This is a genomic window from Wenzhouxiangella sp. XN79A (assembly GCF_012272825.1).
Classification (GTDB): domain Bacteria; phylum Pseudomonadota; class Gammaproteobacteria; order Xanthomonadales; family Wenzhouxiangellaceae.
The window spans coordinates 19,336-41,382 of record NZ_JAAWWS010000156.1 but is presented as its reverse complement, the minus strand read 5'-3'; the positions used below and the strand labels follow the sequence as shown (position 1 = coordinate 41,382).

General features: G+C 65.5%; 17 protein-coding genes. 10 read left to right on the top strand and 7 right to left on the bottom strand.

The window, feature by feature from the left end; all coding sequences use genetic code 11:
- Positions 1-23: 23 nt before the first annotated feature.
- Complete coding sequence (locus HFP89_RS11160; RefSeq protein WP_168717741.1) at positions 24-1,532, bottom strand: PQQ-dependent sugar dehydrogenase; 1,509 nt, start codon at positions 1,530-1,532, stop codon at positions 24-26.
- 368 nt (positions 1,533-1,900) lie between these two features.
- On the opposite strand from HFP89_RS11160, the gene HFP89_RS11155 reads away from it, so the two are divergent.
- Both HFP89_RS11155 and HFP89_RS11150 read left to right on the top strand, forming a co-directional pair.
- Complete coding sequence (locus tag HFP89_RS11155; RefSeq protein ID WP_168717740.1) at positions 1,901-2,353, top strand: bacteriohemerythrin; 453 nt, start codon at positions 1,901-1,903, stop codon at positions 2,351-2,353.
- Entirely contained in the window at positions 2,329-2,775 is a 447-nt protein-coding gene (locus HFP89_RS11150; RefSeq protein WP_168717739.1) for a globin domain-containing protein, read from the top strand. Before HFP89_RS11155 ends, HFP89_RS11150 begins: the two co-directional genes overlap by 25 nt.
- A gap of 40 nt (positions 2,776-2,815) precedes the next feature.
- Here HFP89_RS11150 and ald read toward each other — a convergent pair whose 3' ends face one another.
- Positions 2,816-3,934 carry an alanine dehydrogenase gene (gene ald, locus HFP89_RS11145; protein WP_168717738.1) on the bottom strand — a complete coding sequence of 373 codons (1,119 nt, stop codon included), beginning with the start codon at positions 3,932-3,934 and terminating at the stop codon, positions 2,816-2,818.
- Positions 3,935-4,326: 392 nt separating this feature from the next.
- Between ald and HFP89_RS16045 the strand changes: the two genes are divergently transcribed.
- The 4 genes from HFP89_RS16045 (at position 4,327) to HFP89_RS11125 (ending at position 9,306) form a co-directional block, all read left to right on the top strand.
- Positions 4,327-4,521, top strand: a complete 195-nt coding sequence (locus tag HFP89_RS16045; protein ID WP_346775234.1) for a hemin uptake protein HemP — start codon at positions 4,327-4,329, stop codon at positions 4,519-4,521.
- A gap of 73 nt (positions 4,522-4,594) precedes the next feature.
- Positions 4,595-5,641 carry a DUF6607 family protein gene (locus HFP89_RS11135; RefSeq protein ID WP_206212336.1) on the top strand — a complete coding sequence of 349 codons (1,047 nt, stop codon included), beginning with the start codon at positions 4,595-4,597 and terminating at the stop codon, positions 5,639-5,641.
- Positions 5,642-5,734: 93 nt separating this feature from the next.
- The gene (locus HFP89_RS11130) at positions 5,735-7,996 is read left to right on the top strand and encodes a TonB-dependent hemoglobin/transferrin/lactoferrin family receptor (RefSeq protein ID WP_168717736.1); all 2,262 of its coding nucleotides are present in this window, start codon (positions 5,735-5,737) and stop codon (positions 7,994-7,996) included.
- A 164-nt stretch (positions 7,997-8,160) separates the two neighbouring features.
- Complete coding sequence (locus HFP89_RS11125; RefSeq protein ID WP_168717735.1) at positions 8,161-9,306, top strand: DUF6607 family protein; 1,146 nt, start codon at positions 8,161-8,163, stop codon at positions 9,304-9,306.
- A 78-nt stretch (positions 9,307-9,384) separates the two neighbouring features.
- Here the strand turns inward: HFP89_RS11125 and HFP89_RS11120 are convergent, their stop codons facing one another.
- From HFP89_RS11120 to rpmH, 5 genes are all read right to left on the bottom strand, one after another.
- A complete protein-coding gene (locus tag HFP89_RS11120) occupies positions 9,385-11,031 on the bottom strand; it encodes an AMP-binding protein (protein ID WP_168717734.1) in 1,647 nt (548 codons plus the stop codon).
- Positions 11,032-11,161: 130 nt separating this feature from the next.
- Positions 11,162-12,475, bottom strand: coding sequence for a tRNA uridine-5-carboxymethylaminomethyl(34) synthesis GTPase MnmE (gene mnmE / locus HFP89_RS11115; RefSeq protein WP_168717733.1), 1,314 nt, complete (start codon positions 12,473-12,475; stop codon positions 11,162-11,164).
- Between the two features lie 28 nt (positions 12,476-12,503).
- Positions 12,504-14,213 carry a membrane protein insertase YidC gene (gene yidC / locus HFP89_RS11110; RefSeq protein ID WP_168717732.1) on the bottom strand — a complete coding sequence of 570 codons (1,710 nt, stop codon included), beginning with the start codon at positions 14,211-14,213 and terminating at the stop codon, positions 12,504-12,506.
- Positions 14,210-14,563, bottom strand: a complete 354-nt coding sequence (rnpA, locus tag HFP89_RS11105) for a ribonuclease P protein component (RefSeq protein ID WP_168717731.1) — start codon at positions 14,561-14,563, stop codon at positions 14,210-14,212. Before rnpA ends, yidC begins: the two co-directional genes overlap by 4 nt.
- A 43-nt stretch (positions 14,564-14,606) precedes the next feature.
- The gene (gene rpmH, locus HFP89_RS11100; RefSeq protein ID WP_168717730.1) at positions 14,607-14,741 is read right to left on the bottom strand and encodes a 50S ribosomal protein L34; all 135 of its coding nucleotides are present in this window, start codon (positions 14,739-14,741) and stop codon (positions 14,607-14,609) included.
- Positions 14,742-14,979: 238 nt separating this feature from the next.
- Here rpmH and dnaA point away from each other — a divergent pair, with 238 nt between their 5' ends.
- The 4 genes from dnaA to gyrB all read left to right on the top strand — a co-directional run bounded on the left by dnaA (position 14,980) and on the right by gyrB (position 21,219).
- Entirely contained in the window at positions 14,980-16,305 is a 1,326-nt protein-coding gene (dnaA, locus tag HFP89_RS11095; RefSeq protein WP_168717729.1) for a chromosomal replication initiator protein DnaA, read from the top strand.
- Positions 16,306-16,562: 257 nt separating this feature from the next.
- Positions 16,563-17,660: a DNA polymerase III subunit beta gene (gene dnaN / locus HFP89_RS11090; RefSeq protein ID WP_168717728.1), complete on the top strand. Its 1,098-nt coding sequence runs from the start codon at positions 16,563-16,565 to the stop codon at positions 17,658-17,660.
- 43 nt (positions 17,661-17,703) lie between these two features.
- Positions 17,704-18,759, top strand: coding sequence for a DNA replication/repair protein RecF (recF, locus tag HFP89_RS11085; protein ID WP_168717727.1), 1,056 nt, complete (start codon positions 17,704-17,706; stop codon positions 18,757-18,759).
- 72 nt (positions 18,760-18,831) lie between these two features.
- On the top strand, positions 18,832-21,219 hold the full coding sequence (gene gyrB, locus HFP89_RS11080) for a DNA topoisomerase (ATP-hydrolyzing) subunit B (RefSeq protein WP_168717726.1): 2,388 nt from the start codon (positions 18,832-18,834) through the stop codon (positions 21,217-21,219).
- The last annotated feature ends 828 nt before the right edge of the window (positions 21,220-22,047 follow it).

The window sequence follows — 22,047 nt, the reverse complement described above, 5'->3', positions numbered from 1 at the left end:
CACGCCGCGGCGCGTTCGTCGGGTCACGGATCGGGACAGTCCGACGCAGCCTCCAGCATGTAGTCGACGGCTGCAGCGAGATGGCGATCCTCGCACAACTCGCACAGGCCCCGTTCGGGCATGTTGCCGATGCCCCGGACGGTGTTGGCGAGCAGGGTCTCACGGCCCTTTTCGGCCAGGCGCTGCCAGCGGCAACCCTCGTCGAGCCGGGCCGCTCCGCCGGCGCCGGCATCGTGGCAACCCGCACAGGCCATGCGGTAGACGCCTTCGCCATCGGCCGGCTGGGCCGGGACCGGCGGCTCCGGGTCCAGCCCCAGACGCCACAGGCCGGTGGTCTGGCCCAGCACCCAGACCGCGCCATCGGGGCCGACCCGGAGATCGCGGATCCGGTCGTCGATCTCCGACAGGATCGGATACTCCGAACGCACCACGTCGCCATCGAGATCGAGCCGACTGACGTGGCGGCCCTTCAGCGCGCCGACCAGCAGGTCGCCGTCCCAGTCGCCGAACAGGTCACCGCGGTAGACCGCCAGCGGCGAAATCGCCTCGGACGGAAGGTAATAGAACAAGGGCTGTTCGAACCCTTCGGCGTGGGTGCCGATGCCGATCCGGGCCGTGGAGTAGTTGCGACCGTAGGTGATCGTCGGCCAGCCGTAGTTGCGGCCGGGCCGGATCCGATTGACCTCGTCGCCGCCCAGCGGTCCGTGACTGGTGGCATAGACCCGGTCGGTCACCGGATCGCGGACCAGGCCCTGGACATTGCGCAGGCCCAAGGCCCAGATCCGGTCATCGACAGCAGGGTCGTCGACGAACGGGTTGTCCGGCGGGACCGCACCGCTGTCGGTGACTCGGAGGATCTTGCCCTGCAGCCGATCGCCGCGCTGGGCGAGCATCTGCTCGGACCGATCGCCGACCGAAACCAACAGGCTTCGATCGGCGAGAAACGCCAGCGCTCCGCCGAAATTCGACGGCGACCAGCCGTACGGGCCGGCTTCGATCACCGGCTCCAGCGCTTCGAGCCGATCGTCGGCGAGAATCGCCCGGGCCACCGCCGTCAGGTAATACCGACCGGTCTCCGGATCCGCCGATGCATAGCTGAAATAGACCCGGCGATTACGATCGAAGTCGGGATGCAGCGCGACGTCGAACAGACCGGTCTGCTGTCGGTCGTTGGCGATCGGCGGCAGACCGGTGATTTCGATCGGCGATTCACTGCCGTCGAGGCGGATTCGAAGCAGACGCCCTTTGCGTTCGGTCACCAGGACTTCGTTTTCGGACAGGAACTCGAAGGCCCACGGCTCGTCGAGCCCGGTCACGACCCGATCCAGCGTTGCGCTGCGCAGGTTCAGCGCCGACAGCGTCGGCAGCGTGCCGTCGTAGGCCGGCGGAACGCCGTAGCGCGATGGTTCTGATTCGGGTCCGGTTTCGGGCGGCGGGGTCGTTGCCGGCTGCGAGTCGACGCGCGCCACGCCGACCACGAGCGCGGCGGCGACCAGGATCAGGGCCATCCAGACGGCAAGAAAGAGGCGCATCGACACGTCCGAAGCAAGGGCGCGGTAAGCCTACCCGAATCGACGGTCCCGGGAACACACTCGACGGTGACGCCGGACGGGGCGGGGCGGCGATGGCGCTTCACGGTGGGCCCGGGAACGACCGGCGGATCAGCACCCGGAAGCGAGCCAGCGCCGATCTCGGGTCAACCGCATCACCGAACGCACCCTGGAATGCGATCGAATTCTCGAGTTCGTGAAAGCCGTAGCAAATACTCGCCAAGGAATTGATTCAGGCCAAATTCCCCTACCTCGGCCGGGCGGAGAATCCCGACTCGATCGGGGGGCTGCCGGACGTCACGGGCTCGACACTCGCCGATTCGTCCCGGCTACGAACAGGAGACCGAACCATGACGCATACCATCACCTGGACCGACGATCTTTCCGTGGGCATCGAAGAGATCGATGAGCAGCACAAGGTGCTGGTCAGGTTGCTCAATGAACTCAACGACGCGATCCATGAACACCACGGCAACGAGGCCTGCCTGGCGATTCTCGATCGACTGGTCGATTACACGCGCATTCACTTCGCCGTCGAGGAGAGCCTGATGCGCATCTTCGAATACCCCGACTACGAGAACCACAAGGCCGAGCACGAGGAGCTGGTCGAGGAGGTGCTGGAACTGCGCCGCGAGATCGTCGACAAGGAGCGGAAGATCAGCTTCAAGCTGCTGCATTTTCTCAAGATGTGGCTGACCCAGCACATCATGAGTTCCGACCAGGAGTATTCCCAGCACTTCCTGAACCAGGGCATGAAGGCCCGGGCCGGGAAGACCGCGTGGTTCAAGCGGCTCTGGCATTGAACGACGCCGAGCGCGTCGAGCGCTTCCACGCCAGCCTGGAGCGGGCCGGCGCCGATCCCGCGTTCCTGGATCGATTCTACTCGGCGTTCCAGGCGGTCTCGCCGGAGATCGAGGCGATGTTCCGCGACACCGACATGTCGCGCCTCAAGCGCAAACTCGAGGCCTCGCTGCACCTGGTGACGCTGGCGATCGACGAAGAGCCGGGTGCCCGCGACTACCTCGAGTACCTGGGCCGGGTGCATGCTCGATTCGCGCTGCAGCCGGAACATTTCCGACTGTGGATCGACGCGCTGGTCGCCACCGTCGCCGACACCGACCCCGCCTTCGACGCCGGGCTCGAGCAGGACTGGCGCGGCGTGCTCAGCGCCGCGATCCAACGCATGGACAAGGGCCTGGACCGCGGCCTCCGGCGACGGGCCTGAACACAGCGAGGCGCGCTGCGAACCGGTCGAGCTCGACGGGTCAGTCGCTCAGCGCCTCGGCCGCCGGAACGTAGTCGTAGCCCAGGTCTCGGGCCACCGCTTCGTAGGTGACCTGGCCGCGGTGCACATTGAGACCGCGCAGGAGGTGGACATCCTCCAGCATCGCCCGGGCCGCCCCCTTGTTGGCCAGCTGGATCGCACAGGCCAGCGTGGCATTGGTCAGGGCGAAGGTCGAGGTCCGCGCCACCGCACCGGGCATGTTGGCCACGCAGTAGTGGATGATGCCGTCGACTTCATAGGTCGGGGCCTGGTGGGTCGTGGCCCGGCTGGTCTCGAAACAGCCGCCCTGGTCGATGGCGACATCGACCAGCACCGAACCGGGCTCCATGATCGCGAGCTGCTCGCGGCGGATCAGCTTCGGCGCCGATGCGCCCGGGATCAGCACCGCGCCGATCACCAGGTCGACGGTGGCCAGGTGCTGGTCGATCGCTTCCTCGGTGGAGTACAGCGTGTTCAGGCGATCGCCGTACAGCTCGTCGATGTATTTCAGGCGCGGCAGCGAGCGGTCGAAGATGGTCACGTCGGCGCCCATGCCCATGGCCATTCGGGCCGCGTTCAGGCCGACCACACCACCGCCGAGAATCATCACCTCGGCCGGTCGAACCCCGGGCACACCGCCCATCAGCACGCCGGATCCGCCCTGGGCGCGTTCCAGCGCATGGGCCCCGGCCTGGATCGACATCCGACCGGCCACTTCGCTCATCGGCGCCAGCAACGGCAGGCCGCCGCGATCGTCGGTCACGGTTTCGTAGGCGATCGCAGTACACCCGGACTCGACCAGCAGCCGGGTCTGTTCCGGATCCGGCGCCAGGTGCAGGTAGGTGTAGAGCACCTGGCCTTCGCGCAGCATGCGGCACTCGTCGGGCTGCGGCTCCTTGACCTTGATGATCATCTCGGCGCGCTCGAAGATCTCCTCGGGCGTCTCGACGATCTCGGCCCCGGCGCGCTCGTAGAGATCGTCGGTCAGGCCGATCGCCCTGCCGCCGTCCCGCTGGACCATCACCGAATGGCCGTGGCCGACCAGTTCGCGAACGCCGGCCGGCGTCAGGCCGATCCGGTACTCGTGATTCTTGATTTCCTTCGGTACACCGATGCGCATGCCGTCTTCCCGTTGTGCCTTCGACGCGGTTGCGTCGTGAGTTCGTCCTGATGACCGATCCGGACCCCGGCTCTCGCTGGAGGTGGGTCCACCCGGTCGATTCATGGTTTTCGTTGACCCCGAAGCGGCCGGACTCCGTCGGCGAGAAGCGGGCGACGTGCCGGACCGCGCAATTCTAACGCTGACCGGGCCGGCGCGGTTCGAGGTCTCGGAGCAGGCGAAGTGCGATCGATCGAAAAGTTTTGGTAATGCTATTGCGAATCATTATCGTTTCTTGTATCTTGACGTCCGACACGCTGACAGTCCGGCGTGATCCCAGGCCCAGCCCGCAAGCTCGTATCGCCAGCCAGGCCTCCGCATTCAACACGAGAGTCACCAGGATCGGAGCTGCCGTGAGCCATCCATCCCCTTCATCGTCGCGCGCCCTTCGAACGTCTCGCCGAACCGGCGAGCGCACTTCGGGCGGCCCCGATGAGATCGACAGCCAGCTGCTGCTCGGCTCCGGCAAACGTGTCCTGATCCAGCACCGCGGCCAGACCTACGAGCTGCGGGAAACCCGTCAGGGAAAGTTGATCCTGACCAAATAACCACGAATCCGAGTGCGCCGCCAGGCAGCTCGGAACGAACCCGCCCACGCCTGGACGGCGGGGGCATTGCGCAATGAACGAAGAGGTAGATCCGATGCACACCACGTTCCGCCGGCCGCTTCGGGCCGCTTCCCTGCTCGCCTCCCTTTCGCTGCTCGCCACCGGATGTGCCAGCACCGTCGGCCCGTCGGCCGAACGCAGCCCGGCATCGACCGGTGCCGAGCCCCCGGAGACCGCGAACCTCAGCGCTCCGCCGACCGCAGACCGCCAGGCGATCCTGTCGATGGTCGGCGAATTCGGCGTGACCTTCGCGTTCGACGAAACCGTACCCCTGGCCCAGGGCTACGAAACACGGGAGCCGAAGCGCTCCGGCGCGGCCGAGGCCGTGATCCTGGTCGAGGATTCCGGCGACCGCATCGTGCTCCAGCACCTGCTGTTGATGGGAACCGACGGTGTGATCAAGCACTGGCGCCAGGATTGGGTCTGGCAGGCCGATTCGCGCTTCGAATTCACCGATGACCAGACCTGGACCCTGGTGCCGCTCGACGAGGACGAAACCCGCGGCCAGTGGACGCAGTGTGTCTACGAAGTGTCCGACGCACCGCGCTACTGCGGGACCGGCGACTGGAACCATCGCTACGGCAGTGCCACCTGGACGTCCGACCGGACCTGGCGCCCGCTGCCGCGACGCGAGTACACCACGCGCGAGGATTACACGGCGCTGAACGTCGAGAACCGCCACACGATCACCCCGACCGGCTGGACCCATGAGCAGGACAACAGCAAGGTCGTGCGGGTCGATGGAGAAACGCGCGACGTGCTGGTGCGCGAATTCGGCTTCAACCACTACATCCGGACCGACCGCACGGACTTCTCACCGGTCTACGACTACTGGGACGACACCGCTGCGTTCTGGGCGCAGGTTCGGAACGTCTGGTCCGACCGGCTGGGCTCCGGTGCCGTGGTGCTCGATACCGATGTCGACGGCATGCCGATCATCGAGGGCCTGTTCGAGCTCGCCGATGCCGTCCGTGACGGGCAGGCGGTGGGCCGCGACCGGATCGACGATGTGTTCGACCAGTACGTGATCGCAAGGAACACGCGCCTCGCCAACCGATAACGAACGCCGCAAACGCGATCGATCTCGCGACCGGCCGACATGCATCCACACGGCTCCGGAACGGAGCCCACAACATCCAGGGGAACCAAGCCCATGTGTATCGAGCAGCAACGAACCCTACTCTGGCGGGGACTGGCCGCAGCGCTCGCGCTCCCGATCAGTCTCGGCGCCGTTGCCGACAGCGACCCGTCCGCGATGGAACTGGACCGCGTGTCCGTGTCGGCATCGAAGACCGAACGCCCGGCGGCTGAAATCGCAGCACCCGTCACGATCATCGATGATGAGGAAATCGAACGCATCCTCGCCGAAAGCATCAGCGACATGGTTCGATACATTCCGGGGGTCACCGTGCCGTTCCAGGGCCAGCGCTTCGGCCTGGCCGGATTCAACATCCGCGGGCTGGGCGGCAACCGGGTCCAGGTGGCCGTGGACGGCGTGCGGATTCCCGACGGGTTCGCCATCGGTGATTTCACCAACGCATCGCGGAACTTCATCGATACCGACTCGCTGAAACAGGTCGAGATCGTGCGCGGACCGGCGTCCAGCCTCTTCGGCTCCGATGCGCTGGCCGGAGTGGTCGCACTGACGACCAAGGATCCGGGGGACTGGCTGGCCGATTCGGAAGGCGATTTCACGCTCCGCACCCGGGCCGGCTACTACTCCGTCGATGAAGGCTGGGTGGCCTCCGGAACCGTCGCCGGTCGGAACGAGCGGCTCTCCGGCTCGCTGCAGTGGGTCGAGCGCAGTGGAAACGCCTTCGACAACCAGGGCACGGTCGGAGGCGCCGGGCCAACGCGAACCGAACCCAACCCGCACGAGTTCGACGGCCGCAACCTCCTGGCCAAGGTGCTGCTCGACGAAGACAGCGACAACCAGTGGCGGCTCACCTTCGAGCGCAACGAGAACGAAAGCGAAACCAACGTGCTCTCGCTGGTTCGGACCCAGGACTTCTCCGCCGCCTTCGGCTTCCCGTTCGTGATCGTGACCGACGCCGTTCGCGGTGACGACGAGACCCGCCGGCAGCGAATCAGCATCGACTACGAGGCGCGCAACCCGGGCTGGGCCGACTTCTTCTCCTGGAAGGTCTACCACCAGGACGCACTGACCCGCCAGGACACCTTCGAGACCCGCAGCACCATCGTCTTCGGCGAGCCCGATCCGGTCGATCGATTCCGGCGTGCCGAGTTCGAGCAGGAAATCCTGGGCACCGAAGCCATCGCCAACTGGACCTTCGAGACCGGCTCGTTCGGCCACGACCTGGTCGCCGGCTTCGAGATCTTCGAAACACAGACGACCCAGATCCGAACCGGATTCCAGCGCAGCCTGATCGACGGCAGCGTGTCGAGCACGCTCGGACCGGACGATTTCCCGGTCCGGGACTTTCCCAACAGCACCACGCTGGAAGCCGGCCTGTATCTCGAAGATCGGATCGACATCGGCGAGCGATTCAAGCTGATTCCGGGTGTCAGGGTCGACTACTACGATCTGGAGCCCAGCCTGGATGCGATCTTCATCGAAGACAACCCCGGCTTCGAGCCGGTCGATCTCGACGAGACCAGCGTGACGCCGCGTCTCGGCGCCATCTACGCGCTGACCGACACGCTCGATGTCTTTGCCCAGTACGCCAGGGGGTTCCGTGCACCGCCCTACAATGACGTCAATGTCGGCTTCACCAACTTCCAGTTCGGCTACACCGCGATCCCGAATGCGGACCTGAAACCCGAAGAGTCCGAGGGCTGGGAAATCGGTCTCCGGGGCGGCGGTGACTGGGGGTTCTTCAACCTGACGGCGTATCGAAACGACTACGAAGACTTCATCGAGAGCTTCGTGAGTCTGGGCGTGGATCCCGACACGGGCCTGCTGGTGTTCCAGTCGCAGAACCTCACCGACGTTCGAATCGAGGGCGTCGAAGCCGCCGCGATGCTGAACCTGGGCGCACTGTCCGATCGCCTCGCCGATTTCCAACTGCGGGCATCGGCGGCATGGGCCGATGGGGAAAATCGATCGAGCGATGTAGCGCTGACCAGCATCGAGCCGCTGACCGGCGTGGTCGGCTTGCGCTGGGCACCGGCCAACCTGCCGGTGGACATGGAACTGGTCGCCACCGCCGCGGCGCGCAAGGACGATGTTGCAAGCCCGGACGATTTCGAGGCGCCCGGCTACATGACCCTTGATCTTCTCGCCGGCTGGCAGATCAACGATGCGACCCGACTCCGAGCAGGTCTGTTCAACCTGACCGACCGCAGCTACTGGGCCTGGTCGACCGTTCGCGGTCGAGCGGCCGACAACCCCGGACTGGATCGATTCACCCAGCCGGGGTTCAATGCCGGAGTGAATCTGACCTGGCAGCTCTAGTGGGCCACGCGGGAACCGCTTGCGCACGCGCCCTCGACACGTCGATCCGCCGGACTCTCCGGATTCGTCGAGGGCGCGTTTTTTTGTTACCTTTTTCAGGCGTGCGAACATCGCGACCGCACGGCCATCCTGTCTCCCATGACTCCCACGCATGAGTAACCGCCATGATTGATCGCATCCTTCGCCTGGCCCTGCTTGTTCTGCTGGTCGGCCATTCCACGCTGTCCTTGTCCTACGACGATGCCGCCGACGAGTCGATCGACTACCTGTTCGCCTGGCCGTTCGTCGAGACCGACGACATGGCGCCGCGCGGCGGCACGACGTCCGGTCCCATGCCGGAGGTGGTACGCGAACCGACGGAACGATGGCAGCACCTTCAGGCCGAAGGGCTGTCGAAGGTGGAACGCGACAGGCGCGCCATTCTCGCAATGGCCGGCGCATACCGGACCAGCTTCGACTTTCTCGAAACGATCGGCTTCGCGCCCGGATTCACCCCGGCCAAGCCCTATCGCTCGTGGGGCACCGAGTACGTCTACGTGCTGACCGACGAACCCGGCTTCATCCAGCTGCAGCACATCCTGGTCATGGTTCTCGAGCAGGACGACGGCAGCCTCAGCGACCCGATCGTCACCAAGCACTGGCGCCAGGACTGGCGCTTCGAGGACACCGACCTGCACGAGTACGTCAGCCACGGGGTCTGGGAACGAACCACGCGAAGCGAAGCCGAGGCGAGCGGCCGCTGGAGCCAGGCGGTCTGGCAGGTCGACGATTCGCCGCGGTACGAGTCGATCGGCCAGTGGCGCCACGAACCGACCCATTCGGTCTGGGAAGGGCATCCGACCCGCCGTCCGCTGCCTCGGCGCGAGTTCAGCGTACGCGACGACTACAACGTACTGCTCGGAACCAACCGGCACACCATCCTGCCGACCGGCTGGACCCACGAGCAGGACAATCTGAAGATGGTCACGGATGAAACCGGCACGCCCGACCCGGTGACACCGTTCCTGGCGCGGGAAATCGGCGTCAACCGCTACGATCGGATCACCGGATTCGATTTCAGCGCCGGCGATGCCTACTGGGAAGCCAGCGGCGAATACTGGGCAATGGTCCGGGAACGCTGGACCGAACAGTTCGAGACCTTCGACCGGGTCCGGGTCGAGGCCACGATCGACGGAACATCGATGATGATGACGGTGTTCGGCAAGGCCATGCAGATCGCGGCCGGCAGTGACTACGATGCCGAGCAGGCTGCCGCCGAGCTCGATGCGCTGTTCGAACGACACGTCAGCGGTTCGAACGCCACCGACTGAGTCGGGCATCGTTCGACCCGGGTCGAACGGCGGGCCCGGTGCAGCACAGCGGCACCGGGAGACCCGACCTCGGGTCGGTCAGTGGTGGTCGTGGTCGCCTGCGATGAAGACCCTGCCGCTGGACTCGGCCACGGCGTCGCGGTACCGCGCTTCGATCTGCGGACGGCGGATCTTCAGGGTCGGCGTGAGCAGATCGTTGTCGACCGTCCAGTGTTCGCGGATCACGATCAGTCGTTCGAGTCGCTCGTGCGGCTCCAGCTCCGCGTTGACCGCATCGAGCGTTTCGACCAATTGCGTGCGAACTTCGCGCAGCGGCACGCCGCCATGCTCGGGCAGCTGGATCAAGGCGATCGGTTGATCGCGGCCGTCGCCGAGCACGCAGGCCATCTCGATCATGGCGTTGCGCGCCAGCAGGCTTTCGATCGGCACCGGCGCGATGTACTTGCCCTTGGTGGTCTTGAAGACTTCCTTGAGTCGACCGGTGATCCGCACCCAGCCCTCGGAATCGATGGCTGCGCGGTCGCCGGTCCGGAACCAGCCGTCGACGAAGCTGGCCTGGGTCGCTTCATCGGCCTTGTAGTAGCCCTGCATCAGGCACGGGCAGCGGATCAGCAGTTCACCGTCGTCGGACGTGCGCAGCTCGACCTCGGGCAGCGCGCGGCTGATCGAACCGAAGCGCGGCGTCTCGCCCCGTCCGATCTGGGTGCCGTAGGCGAAGGTCTCGGTCATGCCCCAGCCTTCACAGATGGTCACGCCCAGCCGGTCCCACCACTCCAGCAGCGCCGGGGCGATCGGCGCCGAACCCGAAGCGAACCAGTCGGCCCGTTCGATGCCCAGGCCCTTCTTCACCTTGCGCCGGATCAGCCCGTTGACGAACGGAATGCGAAGCAGCCGATCGAGTTTTTCCTGCGGCAGTTTCTCCAGCACGCCGAGCTGGAATTTCTTCCACAAGCGCGGCACCGAGCCGAACAAGGTCGGCCGGGCGTGGGCCAGGTCGTCCATGAAGGTGTCCAGGGTCTCGACGAAGTACAGCGTCGTTCCGCCATGAAAGCTGGCCGCCTCGACGTAGGCACGTTCCGTACAGTGCGATAGGGGCAGATAGGACAGTACGCGATCGCCGTCGCGCACGCCGACGGCCTCGCCCAGGGCCTTGCCGACGAACAGGAAGTTGCCGTAGCTGTGCATGGCGCCCTTCGGTTCGCCGGTCGAGCCCGATGTATACAGCAGGGTGGCCAGATCGTCGTCGGCGCGCGGCACGGGCTGGAAGGCCGGGCCAGCGGTCTCGATCCAGTCGTTCCAGTCCCGGTCACCGGCCACTCCCGGATACGGCATGGCGATGGTCAGCACCTCGTCGGGAATACCGGTCCGCTGCTCGTCGGGGTGCTCGAGCTTGCCGATGAAGACCGCTCTGCAACCGCTGTGCTCGAGAATGCCTCGAATGGTCGAGGCGTTGGCAGTCGGGTAGATCGGCACGCTTACCAGGCCGGACAGGATCATGGCCATGTCGGCGATGATCCAGTGGGCGCAGTTCTTGGAAATCAGGCCGATGCGATCGCCCGGTTCGAACCCTTCGGCGAGCAGCATCGCGGCCACCCGCTGCGCTTCATCGACCGCCTGGGCCCAGCTCCAGGTGATCCACTCCCGGTCGATCGGTTGGCTGAGGTACAGCGCATCGGGCGTGGTCGAGGCGCGATCGAGGATCAGTTGCTGCAGCGGATGAAGCATGGCGAGGCTCCTGGCAGGCGGAGCGTCGGAGTATGGCGCTCCGGCACGAAAGCCGTCAACGCGGGCTACGGGCCGGGATCGATCGTCTCGTCCATTCGTCGCAGCGTCGGGACGTTTCCGGACGGGCGGGTTACTTGCCGATGCAGAACGACGAAAAGATCCGGCCCAGCAGCTCGTCGGAATGCAGCCGACCGGTGATCTCGCCGAGCGCATCGGCCGCTTCACGCAGCTCCTCGGCCAGAAGCTCACCGGATCCGGTTGCGAGAAGTTCGGCATGGCCGGTATCGAGGTGGCGCCGGGCCCGATCGATGCATTCGACGTGACGCGCCCGCGCCGAGACCAGCGCCGACGCTTCGAGCTCGACGCCCAGCGCATCGTTCAACGCGGCATCGAGGGCACCCAGGCCGTCGCCGGTGCGCGCCGACAATCGAACGAGCCGGCCCTGCCGGCCGGCCGATTCGACCACGCGATCGATCTTGTTGTGGACCTCGATCAGCGGCCGGTCGGTCGGTGGCCGCTGCTCGTCGTGCAGGTCGGCGGCATCGCGCACCCAGAGCACCACGTCGGCTTCGGCCAGTTCCGCTTCGGCCCGCCGGACCCCTTCGCGTTCGACCGGGTCGTCGGTCTCGCGCAATCCGGCCGTGTCGGCGAGCATCGCCGGAATGCCGTTGAAGTGCACGGTCTCGCGGAGGATGTCGCGGGTGGTGCCGGGAATCTCGGTGACGATGGCCGCATCGCGTTGCACCAGTGCATTGAACAGGCTGGACTTGCCGGCGTTGGGCCGGCCGACGATCGCGATCCGGATGCCGTCGTTGACGACCCGACCGGCGCGGGCACGCTCGAGCAGTTCGCCGGTGGATCGGAGGCAGGCCTCGGTCGCGGCCTGGACGTCACCATCGGCCAGGAAGTCGATGTCCTCGTCGGGGAAATCCAGCGCGGCCTCGACGTGTACCCGAAGCCGGGTGATCCGCTCGGCCAGCGCGTGGACCGCTTCGGAGAACTGCCCTTCCAGGCTGCGCCGGGCGGCCCGCGCGGCCTGTTCGGAGGTTGCCGCGATCAGGTCGGCGACGGCCTCGGCCTGGGCCAGGTCGAGCTTGTCGTTGAGAAAGGCCCGACGCGAGAACTCGCCGGGCTCGGCGCGCCGCGCTCCGCCGGCCACGGCTGCGCTGACGACCTGTTCGAGCACGATCGGAGAGCCGTGCAGCTGGAGTTCGAGAACGTGTTCGCCGGTAAACGAAGCCGGGGCCCGGAAGTACAGCGCCAGTCCGTCGTCCAGCCGCTGCCCGTCGGCATCGACGACCCGGGCGCGGGCAACACGGCGAGGCTTCGGGCAGGCACCGAGCAGGCGCTCGGCCAACGCGGGTACGTCGGGGCCGGAGATCCGCACGATGCCGACGCCACCCCGACCGGGCGGCGTGGCGATCGCGCAGATGGTGTCGGTCATGGCCGGGGTCGAGGAAGCGCCGCGGGCATCAGGCCCGGGCGCGCGCCTCCTCGGCGTCGATCTGGCGCAGGATGTACCACTGCTGGAGCAGCGAGATGCCGCTGTTGGCCGACCAGTACAGCACCAGTCCGGCCGGGAAGAACGCGAACAGCACCGCGAAGGTCACCGGCAGCCACTGCATGATCTTGCGCTGCATCGGGTCCATGCCGGCCATCGGCGTCAGCCGCTGGGTCACGATCATGAACAGGCCGTTGATGATCGGCAGGATGAACAGCGGGTCGGGCTTGCTGAGGTCCGGCACCCACAGGAAGCTGGCCTGGCGCAGTTCGACCGATTCCAGCAGCACCCAGTACAGCGCGATGAAGATCGGGATCTGGACCAGGATCGGGAGGCAGCCGCCGAGCGGGTTGACCTTCTCCTTCTTGTAGATGTCCATCATCGCCTGGCCGAACTTCTGGCGATCATCGCCGTAGCGTTCCTTCAGCTGCTGGATGCGCGGCTGCAGCTTGCGCAGCTTGCCCATCGAGCGGAACTGCGCCTGGGTGAGCTTGTAGAAGGCCAGCTTGATCAACAGGGTCAGCAGGATGATCGCCACACCCCAGTTGCTGACCAGTGCGTGGATCTTGTCCAGCAACCAGAACAGCGGCTTGGAGAACACGGTGAAAATGCCGTAGTCGACGGTCAGGCTCAGCCCCGGGGCCACTTCGTCCAGGCGGTTCTGCTGCTTCGGACCGGCGAACAGCTGGGCCTCGAAGCGCTGCGTGGTGCCCGGCTCGATCCGGATCGGCGTCGATGTGGCCGACAGAGCGAAGCGATTCGGCAAGACCGCATCGACCAGGCGCGTGGAGTAGCGGTGCGGCGCCTCGGCGGTCGGAATCCATGCACTGAGGAAGTAGTGCTGGACCATACCGGCCCAGCCGCCTTCGAAGGTGTTGCGATACGGCTCGTCGCCGAACTCGTCGAACGGCAGCTTGATGAACTTCTCCTGCGGGTCGTACACCGCCGCGCCGTTGAAGCTGATCCGCTCCGGGTTGGTGAAGGTCATGCCGCCGCCGGAGCGCTCCGGCGACTTCTGCAGCTGCAGGTAGCGGCTGCCCTGCCAGGCGGTTTCCCCGGCATTGGTGATTTCGACCACGTGTTCGATGACGTAATCGGCGCGATGGAAGGTCCAGCGCTGCTCGATCTCGAGTCCGTCGGGACCGCGCCAGCTCAGCGGAACGGTCAGCCGATCCTGGTCGGGCGCCATTTCATACAGCGCGCGATCGTAGTCGAAGCGGTCGGTGTGATTCGGCGCGCGGCCGTCGCTGTCGACCAGGCCGGCCTGCGCTACGTGGTAACCGGGGATGGATTCCGACAGCAGCACGAACGGGCGGTCCGGCTCATCGACGCTGACCGGATATTCGCGCAGGCGCAGGCCGACCAGGGTGCCACCGATCGGATCGATCTCGGCCAGAAGTTTGTCGGTGACCACTTCGATGCGCGTGCCCGAACGCACTTCGTCGGCCGCCGGGACCGGCGTCGATCCAGCCACCGGCTCGCCTTCGACCGGTTCCGGCAGGTCCGGCACGTCGGTCGGCACGGTCGAGGCATCGGCCGGCAAGGCGCCGTCGGCCATGCGCTCGGCGGGCAGCGGTTCGACCGGCGCCGGCGCTTCCGGCGCAAAGTCGCTCTGCCATTCCACATAGATCATGAAACCGAGGAAGGCCAGCAGCAGCAGCAAGAGGGTACGGGTACTCATGGGCGGAAATGGCTCCAGAGTTCATTGAGGGAGCGGCGCAGCTCCGGATTGTCCGCGCCGGCCGCCGAAGGCAGCGCCCGGACTACGAAATCGAGGCGCGCCAGTTCCGGCCGATGCAGGCGGAAGGACTCGCGGATCTGGCGGCGCACGCGATTGCGTTCGACCGCTCGCCGCGCAACCCGCTTCGAAACGGTCATTCCGAGACGCGGCGTGGCGACACCGGCCTCGGTCACAGTGTAGTGAATACGGAAGTGGCGGCCGGATCGGGCCGATCGGGACGCGAACACCCGATCGAACGCTCGAAGTCCGGTCAGGCGCGCGGCCCGGGGCAGGCGCAGGTCGTTCGGCATCGGGGCAGCAACGCGGTCCTGGCGCCGAGTCGAACGGGGACGATCAGGCGGACAGGCGCTTGCGGCCGCGGGCGCGACGGGCGTTGATGATGGCCCGGCCCGAACGGGTCGCCATGCGAGCGCGGAATCCGTGCCGACGGGCACGCTTGATCCGACTGGGCTGGAACGTACGCTTCATGATTGCAATCCTTGAGTGCTTGGGTTCGCTTAAGCGGCGCAGGCAGACCCGACACCGGCCAAAAAGACTGACAAGTATACCTGTTCGCAACCGATCGCAGCAAGCCGATGCTGCAATCGATCGATCGGCCCGACCGCGGCCGGTCGCGCATGGACAATTGATCGGGCCGCGCCTAGACTGACCGGCCGGCACGACCGGTATGATCCCCACGACCTGACGCTTTCGGATTCGAGAAGGAATGGACCACGACCCGGTACAACTCTGGCAGGCCTGCCTGGACCGACTCGAACGCGAAATCCCGCTGGAGGAACTCAACACCTGGGTCCGCCCGCTGCACCCGCTGCCGGGCGCTTCGCCGGGCGAGCAGATCCGGCTGCAGGCGCCGAACGACTTCGTTCGCGACCAGGTGCTCGCCCACTACATCAGCACCCTCCGCGATTTCTTCGCACTGCACGGGATCCCCCGCGATGCCGTCGTCGTCGTGGTCGGCAGCGGCGCGCCCGAGGCCGGTGGCGGAACCCGGAGAAAACGGCCGCACAGCGGCGCGACCGGGCTAGACGACCACTACCGGTTCGATAATTTCGTGCTCGGAAAGTCCAACGAGCTCGGCTTCGCGGCCGCGCAGCAGGTCGCCCAGGAACCCGGCAAGGTCTACAACCCGCTGCTGCTCTACGGCGGCACCGGTCTCGGCAAGACCCACCTGCTGCACGCGGTCGGCCACGCGCTGGTCGAACAGGACCCGTCGCGCAACGTGGTCTACCTGCACTCCGAGAAATTCGTCAGCGAGATGATCCAGGCGCTGCGGCGCGCCTCGATCGATGATTTCAAGGCCCGCTACCGCTCGGTGGACGCGCTGCTGATCGACGACATCCAGTTCTTCGCCGGCAAGGATCGCTCGCAGGAAGAGTTCTTCCACACCTTCAATGCCCTGCTGGAATCGCGTCAGCAGATCATCCTGACCTGTGACCGCTACCCCAAGGAAGTCGAGGGCATCGAAGCCCGGCTGCGCTCGCGATTCGGCTGGGGGCTGTCGGTGCCGATCGAACCGCCGGACTTCGAGACCCGCGTGGCCATCCTGATGAAGAAAGCGGCCGAGTCCGGGCTCGACCTGGACGAGTCGGTGGCGATGCTGATCGCGCGCCGGATGCGTTCGAACGTGCGCGACCTGGAGGGCGCCCTGAACTCCCTGCTCGCCAACGCGCGATTCACCGGCCGGACCATCGACGAGGCCTACACCCGCGAAGTGCTGCGCGACGTGCTTGCCGTGCACGACCGCCAGATCACGCTGGAGAACATCCAGAAGGTCGTCGCCCGCTACTACCAGCTGCGGGTTTCCGACCTGTTGTCGAAGCGGCGAACGAGGAACATCGCCCGGCCGCGGCAGATGGCGATGTTCCTTTCCAAGTCGCTGACCCAGCATTCGCTGCCGGAAATCGGCGACGCGTTCGGCGGTCGGGACCATACCACCGTGCTGCACGCCTGTCGTAAAATCGAAAGCCTCTGCGAGACCGACGCCCGGTTCAGGGAAGACCGCGCGCGATTGCTGAGGGAACTGACGGCATGATTCCTGTACAGCCTGCCGGATATCCTGTGGATGAATCCGGGACAACAGGAACGCCCGGAGTTATCCAGATTCCATCCACAGCTTGCGCAACGGACACTGCACCGAAAGAAGGTTTTCAAGTAATTGATAATAAAGGGAATTGCGGGGTTCTCACGAAACGCACAGGCCCTGTTACTACTGGTTTGAATTGATTTATCCAATAAACAGCTGAACACCGCATCGCCCACCGGGGGCGAATCGTCCGCCAAGGAGCCGTGATGAAGTTTTCCATTCAGCGAGAAGCGCTGCTCGTCCCGATCAGTCAGGTCGTCGGCGTGGTCGAACGGCGCCAGACCCTGCCGGTGCTTGCCAACTTCCTGCTGGAAGTCGACGAGGACCAGCTTCGTGTGACCGGCTCGGACATGGAGGTCGAGATGGTCGGCACCGCGTCGGCCGATGTCGCTCAGTCGGGTGCGGTGACGGTGCCGGCCCGCAAGCTGGTCGATATCTGCAAGGCCCTGCCCGAAGGCGTCAGGATCGACGTGCAGCTCAACGGCGAGAAGCTCGCGCTGCACGCCGGACGCAGCCGCTTCACGCTGGCAACGCTGCCGGCCGCCGAGTTTCCGTCCAGCGATGCCTCGGGCGATGCCGATCGGCTCGAGGTTCCCGAAGACCGGCTTCACTGGTTGATCGACAAGACCTCGTTCGCAATGGCGAACCAGGACGTTCGGCATTACCTCAACGGCCTGCTGCTCGAGTTTCGGAGTGGCCTGCTGCGAGCCGTCGCCACCGATGGCCACCGGTTGGCCCTGGCCGAAATGGAAGCCACCGTCGAGGGTGAAGGCCGGTCGCTGATCCTGCCCCGCAAGGGCGTGGTCGAGCTCTCCCGGATGTTGGGCGACGAAGAAGAACCCGCGCAGCTGGCGCTGGGACGGAACTTCGTCCAGGTGACCCGGCGGGGCCTGACCCTGACCAGCAAGCTGATCGACGGTCGCTTTCCCGACTACGAGGCAGTGATCCCGATGAGCCAGGACAAGGCCATGCAGCTCGATCGCGTGGCATTCATTCACGCCCTGCAGCGGGCGGCCATCCTGTCGAACGAAAAGTATCGAGGCGTCCGGATCGAGTCGATCGACGGCGCGATCCGCATCGTGGCCCACAACCCGCAGCAGGAAGAAGCCACCGAGGAGATCGAGGCCGAACACAATTACGACGGCCTGGTTGTCGGCTTCAACGTCAACTACCTGCTCGACGCGCTCGGCTCCATCAACGGCGAGCGCGTTCGCCTCTCGCTGAAAAGCGCCGACAGCTCGTGCCTGGTGACCGCGGTGGATTCCGAAGACGTCCGCCAGGTCGTCATGCCGCTGAAGCTCTGATTCCGCGACCCCGCAGCGAGCGGGGTCCGGCCTGCGTCCGGCGATGAGCCTGACCGCCCTCCGTCTGCACTGTTTCCGCAATATCGCGGACGCCTCGATCGAACCAGCTCCCGGCATCAACTGGCTGGCTGGCCGGAACGGGTCGGGCAAGACCTCCGTGCTCGAGGCCATTCACGTATTGGCTCGCGGGCGTTCGTTTCGCTCGGGCTCCATTCAATCGGTAATCCAGGACGGGGCGACCACGCTGCGGGTGGTCGCTCGTCGCGAGCAGCCGGACCGATTGCTCGGTGTCGAGCGAGGTCGGCGCGAGTGGCGCGGTCGGATCGACGGCAAGGAAACGCGACGGGTCAGCGAATTTGCGCGCGCCCTGCCCCTGGTGCTCGTCCAACCTGATTCACACCAGCTCGTCGACGGTGGACCGGACGTGCGCCGAGCCTTTCTGGACTGGGGATTGTTTCACGTGGAACATGACTACCTGGACCACTGGCGGCGCTACGCCCGGTTGCTGCGCCAGCGCAATGCCGCGTTGAAGCAGGGTCGAGGGGATGCCATGCTGGACGCCCTGGAGCCGGCCATGGCCGAAGCCGCCGAACGGGTCGACAGGAAACGGGAGCGCTACGTCCAGCGTCTGGCCGCCAGCGCGGCACGGGTGTTGGGTGCTGTCGATCTTCGCGTGCCCGACATCGTGCTGGAGTACCGGCCCTCGGGTGACGAACAGGAAGGCTATGCATGCGCGCTGCGGGCCTCCCGGTCGCGCGACCGGGAGCAGGGATTCACCCGGATCGGGCCGCACCGGGCAGATCTGTCGCTTCGCGCCGACGGTCGGCTGGCGGCGCCCCGGCTGTCCAGGGGGCAGCAGAAACTGGTTGCGCTGCTGTTGAAGCTGGCTGAACTCGATGCATTGCAAAGCGGCGGTGATCGGCCGCTGCTGCTATTGGACGATCCGGTGTCCGAGCTCGACCGAATGCACTTCGATCAGCTGTGGGGGTGGCTTCTCGACCAGGACCTGCAGGCCTGGATCGCGGCCGTCGAGCACCCACCGGGCGCCCCGGCCGCGATGTTCCACGTGGAACAAGGCGAAATCCGGCGAATGGTATAATCGAGCGTTGAATCTGCATCTCTGCGTCGGCCGGTCCCTGGACCGAGTCGGCCACCCACGCCGAAGGCCTGCATGAGCGAAAACTACTCTTCCGACAGCATCAAGGTTCTCAAGGGGCTGGACGCCGTCCGCAAGCGTCCCGGCATGTACATCGGCGACACCGATGACGGCACCGGTCTGCACCACATGGTGTTCGAGGTCGTCGATAACTCGATCGACGAGGCGCTGGCCGGTCACTGTGACAAGATCACGGTCCGCCTGCACGATGACGGTTCGGTCAGCGTCACCGACAACGGGCGAGGCATCCCGGTCGATCTCCACCCGGAGGAAGGCAAGTCCGCCGCTGAAGTCATCATGACCGTCCTGCACGCGGGCGGGAAATTCGACGATAACTCCTACAAGGTGTCCGGCGGCTTGCACGGGGTCGGGGTCTCGGTCGTCAACGCCCTGTCGCAGAAGCTCGAACTTGTGATCCATCGGCAGGGCAAGCGATGGGCACAGACCTACTCGATGGGGGTTCCGGACGCACCGCTGGAAGCCACCGGCGACAGCGACCGGACAGGCACCGAGATCCGGTTCCTGCCCAGCCGCGAGGTGTTCACCGACGTCGAATTCCACTACGACATCCTGGCCAAGCGCCTGCGCGAGCTGAGTTTCCTGAACTCGGGGGTCGCCATCGACCTGTCCGACGAGCGGTCGGACAAGCGGGACCGCTTCGAATACGAAGGCGGCATCCGCTCCTTCGTCGAGCACCTCAGCGCCAAGAAATCGCCGCTGCACCCGAACGCCCTGCACTTTCTGGCCGAGCATTCCGACATAACCGTCGAGGCCGCGCTGCAGTGGACCGACGCCTACCAGGAAAGCGTGTACTGCTTCACCAACACCATCCCGCAGCGCGATGGCGGAACGCACCTGGCCGGATTCCGCGCCGCCCTGACGCGGACCCTGAACAATTACATCGAAGAAAGCGGCCTGGCCAAGAAGGCCAAGGTCCAGGTCACCGGTGACGATTGTCGAGAAGGCCTGATCGCGGTCCTTTCGGTCAAGGTGCCGGATCCGAAGTTTTCCTCGCAGACCAAGGACAAGCTGGTTTCCAGCGAAGTCAAGCCCGCCGTCGAATCCACCCTGGCCGAGAAGCTGCGTGACTACCTGCTGGAGAACCCGCAGGACGCCCGAACCATCGCCTCGAAAGCGGTCGAGGCCGCCCGGGCCCGTGAAGCGGCCCGGAAGGCCCGCGACATGACGCGTCGCAAGGGTGTGCTCGACGTGGCGGGACTGCCCGGCAAGCTCGCCGATTGTCAGGAGAAGGATCCCAGCCTGTCGGAACTGTTCATCGTCGAGGGTGATTCCGCCGGTGGTTCGGCCAAGCAGGGCCGCAACCGCAGGTTCCAGGCCATCCTGCCGCTGAAGGGCAAGATTCTGAACGTCGAAAAGGCCCGCTTCGACAAGATGCTCGGCTCGGCCGAGGTCGGCACGTTGATCACCGCGCTGGGCGCCGGCATCGGCAAGGACGAGTTCGACCCCGATAAACTGCGCTACCACCGCATCATCATCATGACCGACGCAGACGTCGACGGTTCGCACATCCGTACCCTGCTGTTGACGTTCTTCTACCGGCAGATGCCGGAGTTGATCGACCGTGGTTACATCTACATCGCGCAACCGCCGCTGTTCAAGATCAAGCAAGGCAAGCAGGAGTGGTACCTGAAAGACGAGCAGGAGCTGACGCGCTATCTGATCGAGCGGGCCCTGGATGGCGCCCGGTTGCACCCGGGTGAAGACCAGCCGCCGGTTACCGGCGAATCACTCGACGCGTTGCTGACCGACTTCCACGCCGCGCGCCTGGCCGCGGACCGGCTGGAGCGCCGCCACGACGCAACCGTTATCAATCAACTCATTGATTTCGAACCGTTTTCCCTCGATCCGTCGTTCGATGTCCAGGGCTGGATCGGGCGCCTGACCGCTCGCCTGCAAGGCGCTTCACCGGCCGGCGTGCAGTGGACCCTGGAGCCCCTGGAACACGGCGGCCTGGTGATCAGCCGGCTCAGTCAGGGCATTGCGCAGGACACGGTGCTCGACCGAAGCTTCTTCGAGAGTCCCGATTACCGGGTGTTCGCTCGAATCGGTGCTGCCGTCCACGATCTGCTGAGCGAAGGCGCCCGGATCGAGCGCGGAAAACAGGTCCAGCCGGTGCGTCGTTTCGCCGATGTCTATGCCTGGCTGATGGACGAGAGCCGCAAGGGCCGGACCATCCAGCGCTTCAAGGGACTGGGTGAAATGAACCCGGACCAGCTGTGGGAAACCACCGTCAATCCCGAAACACGCCGTCTGCTGCGAGTCACCATCGAAGACGCGGTGGCCGCCGACGCGATCTTTGCGACGCTGATGGGCAACGAGGTCGAACCGCGGCGCGATTTCATCGAAAGCAACGCGCTGAACGTGTCGAATCTGGATATCTGATCACCTCGAGAGCGCGTCTTCGGCCAGCGCAATGTGGGACCGGAAGCGCGACGGACATCGTGTGATTTAGAAGACGTTCGGCGAATTTGGCGCGATCTGGTCGCACGAAGCCTGCACATCGGGGGTTTGGCTGGCGGCTGAGGCTCTGGTGTTCGGAGAGATTCTCGCCTTCGGACTGCTGCTTTTCCTGGGGGTGGTCGCTTCCCCGGGCTGCAAGCGTTTGGCCACGCGGTTTTTGCCCGCTTTCCGGCGAGGTACGTTTGTCGATCGCCACGAACGTAGCCGAAAGGGTTTTTTACAAGCGCGCGTACCGGTGGGGGGTTGCCCTCCGGCATGGAGTCGTGGCGCGAAGAATCGCGCAGTGCCGCGGAGATGGAAGGGCTTGCCGGGTACAGAGGCATTGGAAGCCGAGGCGAAGCCGGATCATTGCTGCTGGCTCGGTTCGGACACAGGCCGCTTCGGTGGACGGTTGTGGCCGACCAGCGACGGCTTGGCCTGGCCCTGGCTTCGGGCGTGCATTCGTGGCAGCTGTGGTTCTGCTGTCTTGCTCACCTCTGGGTTGTTGCTGCCCAGGGCTACAAGCGTTTCGCCACGCGGGCTTCGCCCGCTTTCTGGCGAGGTACTTTTGTCAATCGCCACAAAAGTACCCAAAAGGGCTTTTTAAAAGCGCGCGTACCGGTGGGGGTTTGCCCTCCGGTGAGGGTCGTGGCGCGAAGAATCGCGCAGTGCCGCGGAGAAGGAAGGGCTTGCCGGGGTACAGAGGCATTGGAACCCGAAGCGAAGCCGGATCATTGCCGGTGGCTCGGTTCGAACACAGGCCGCTTCGGT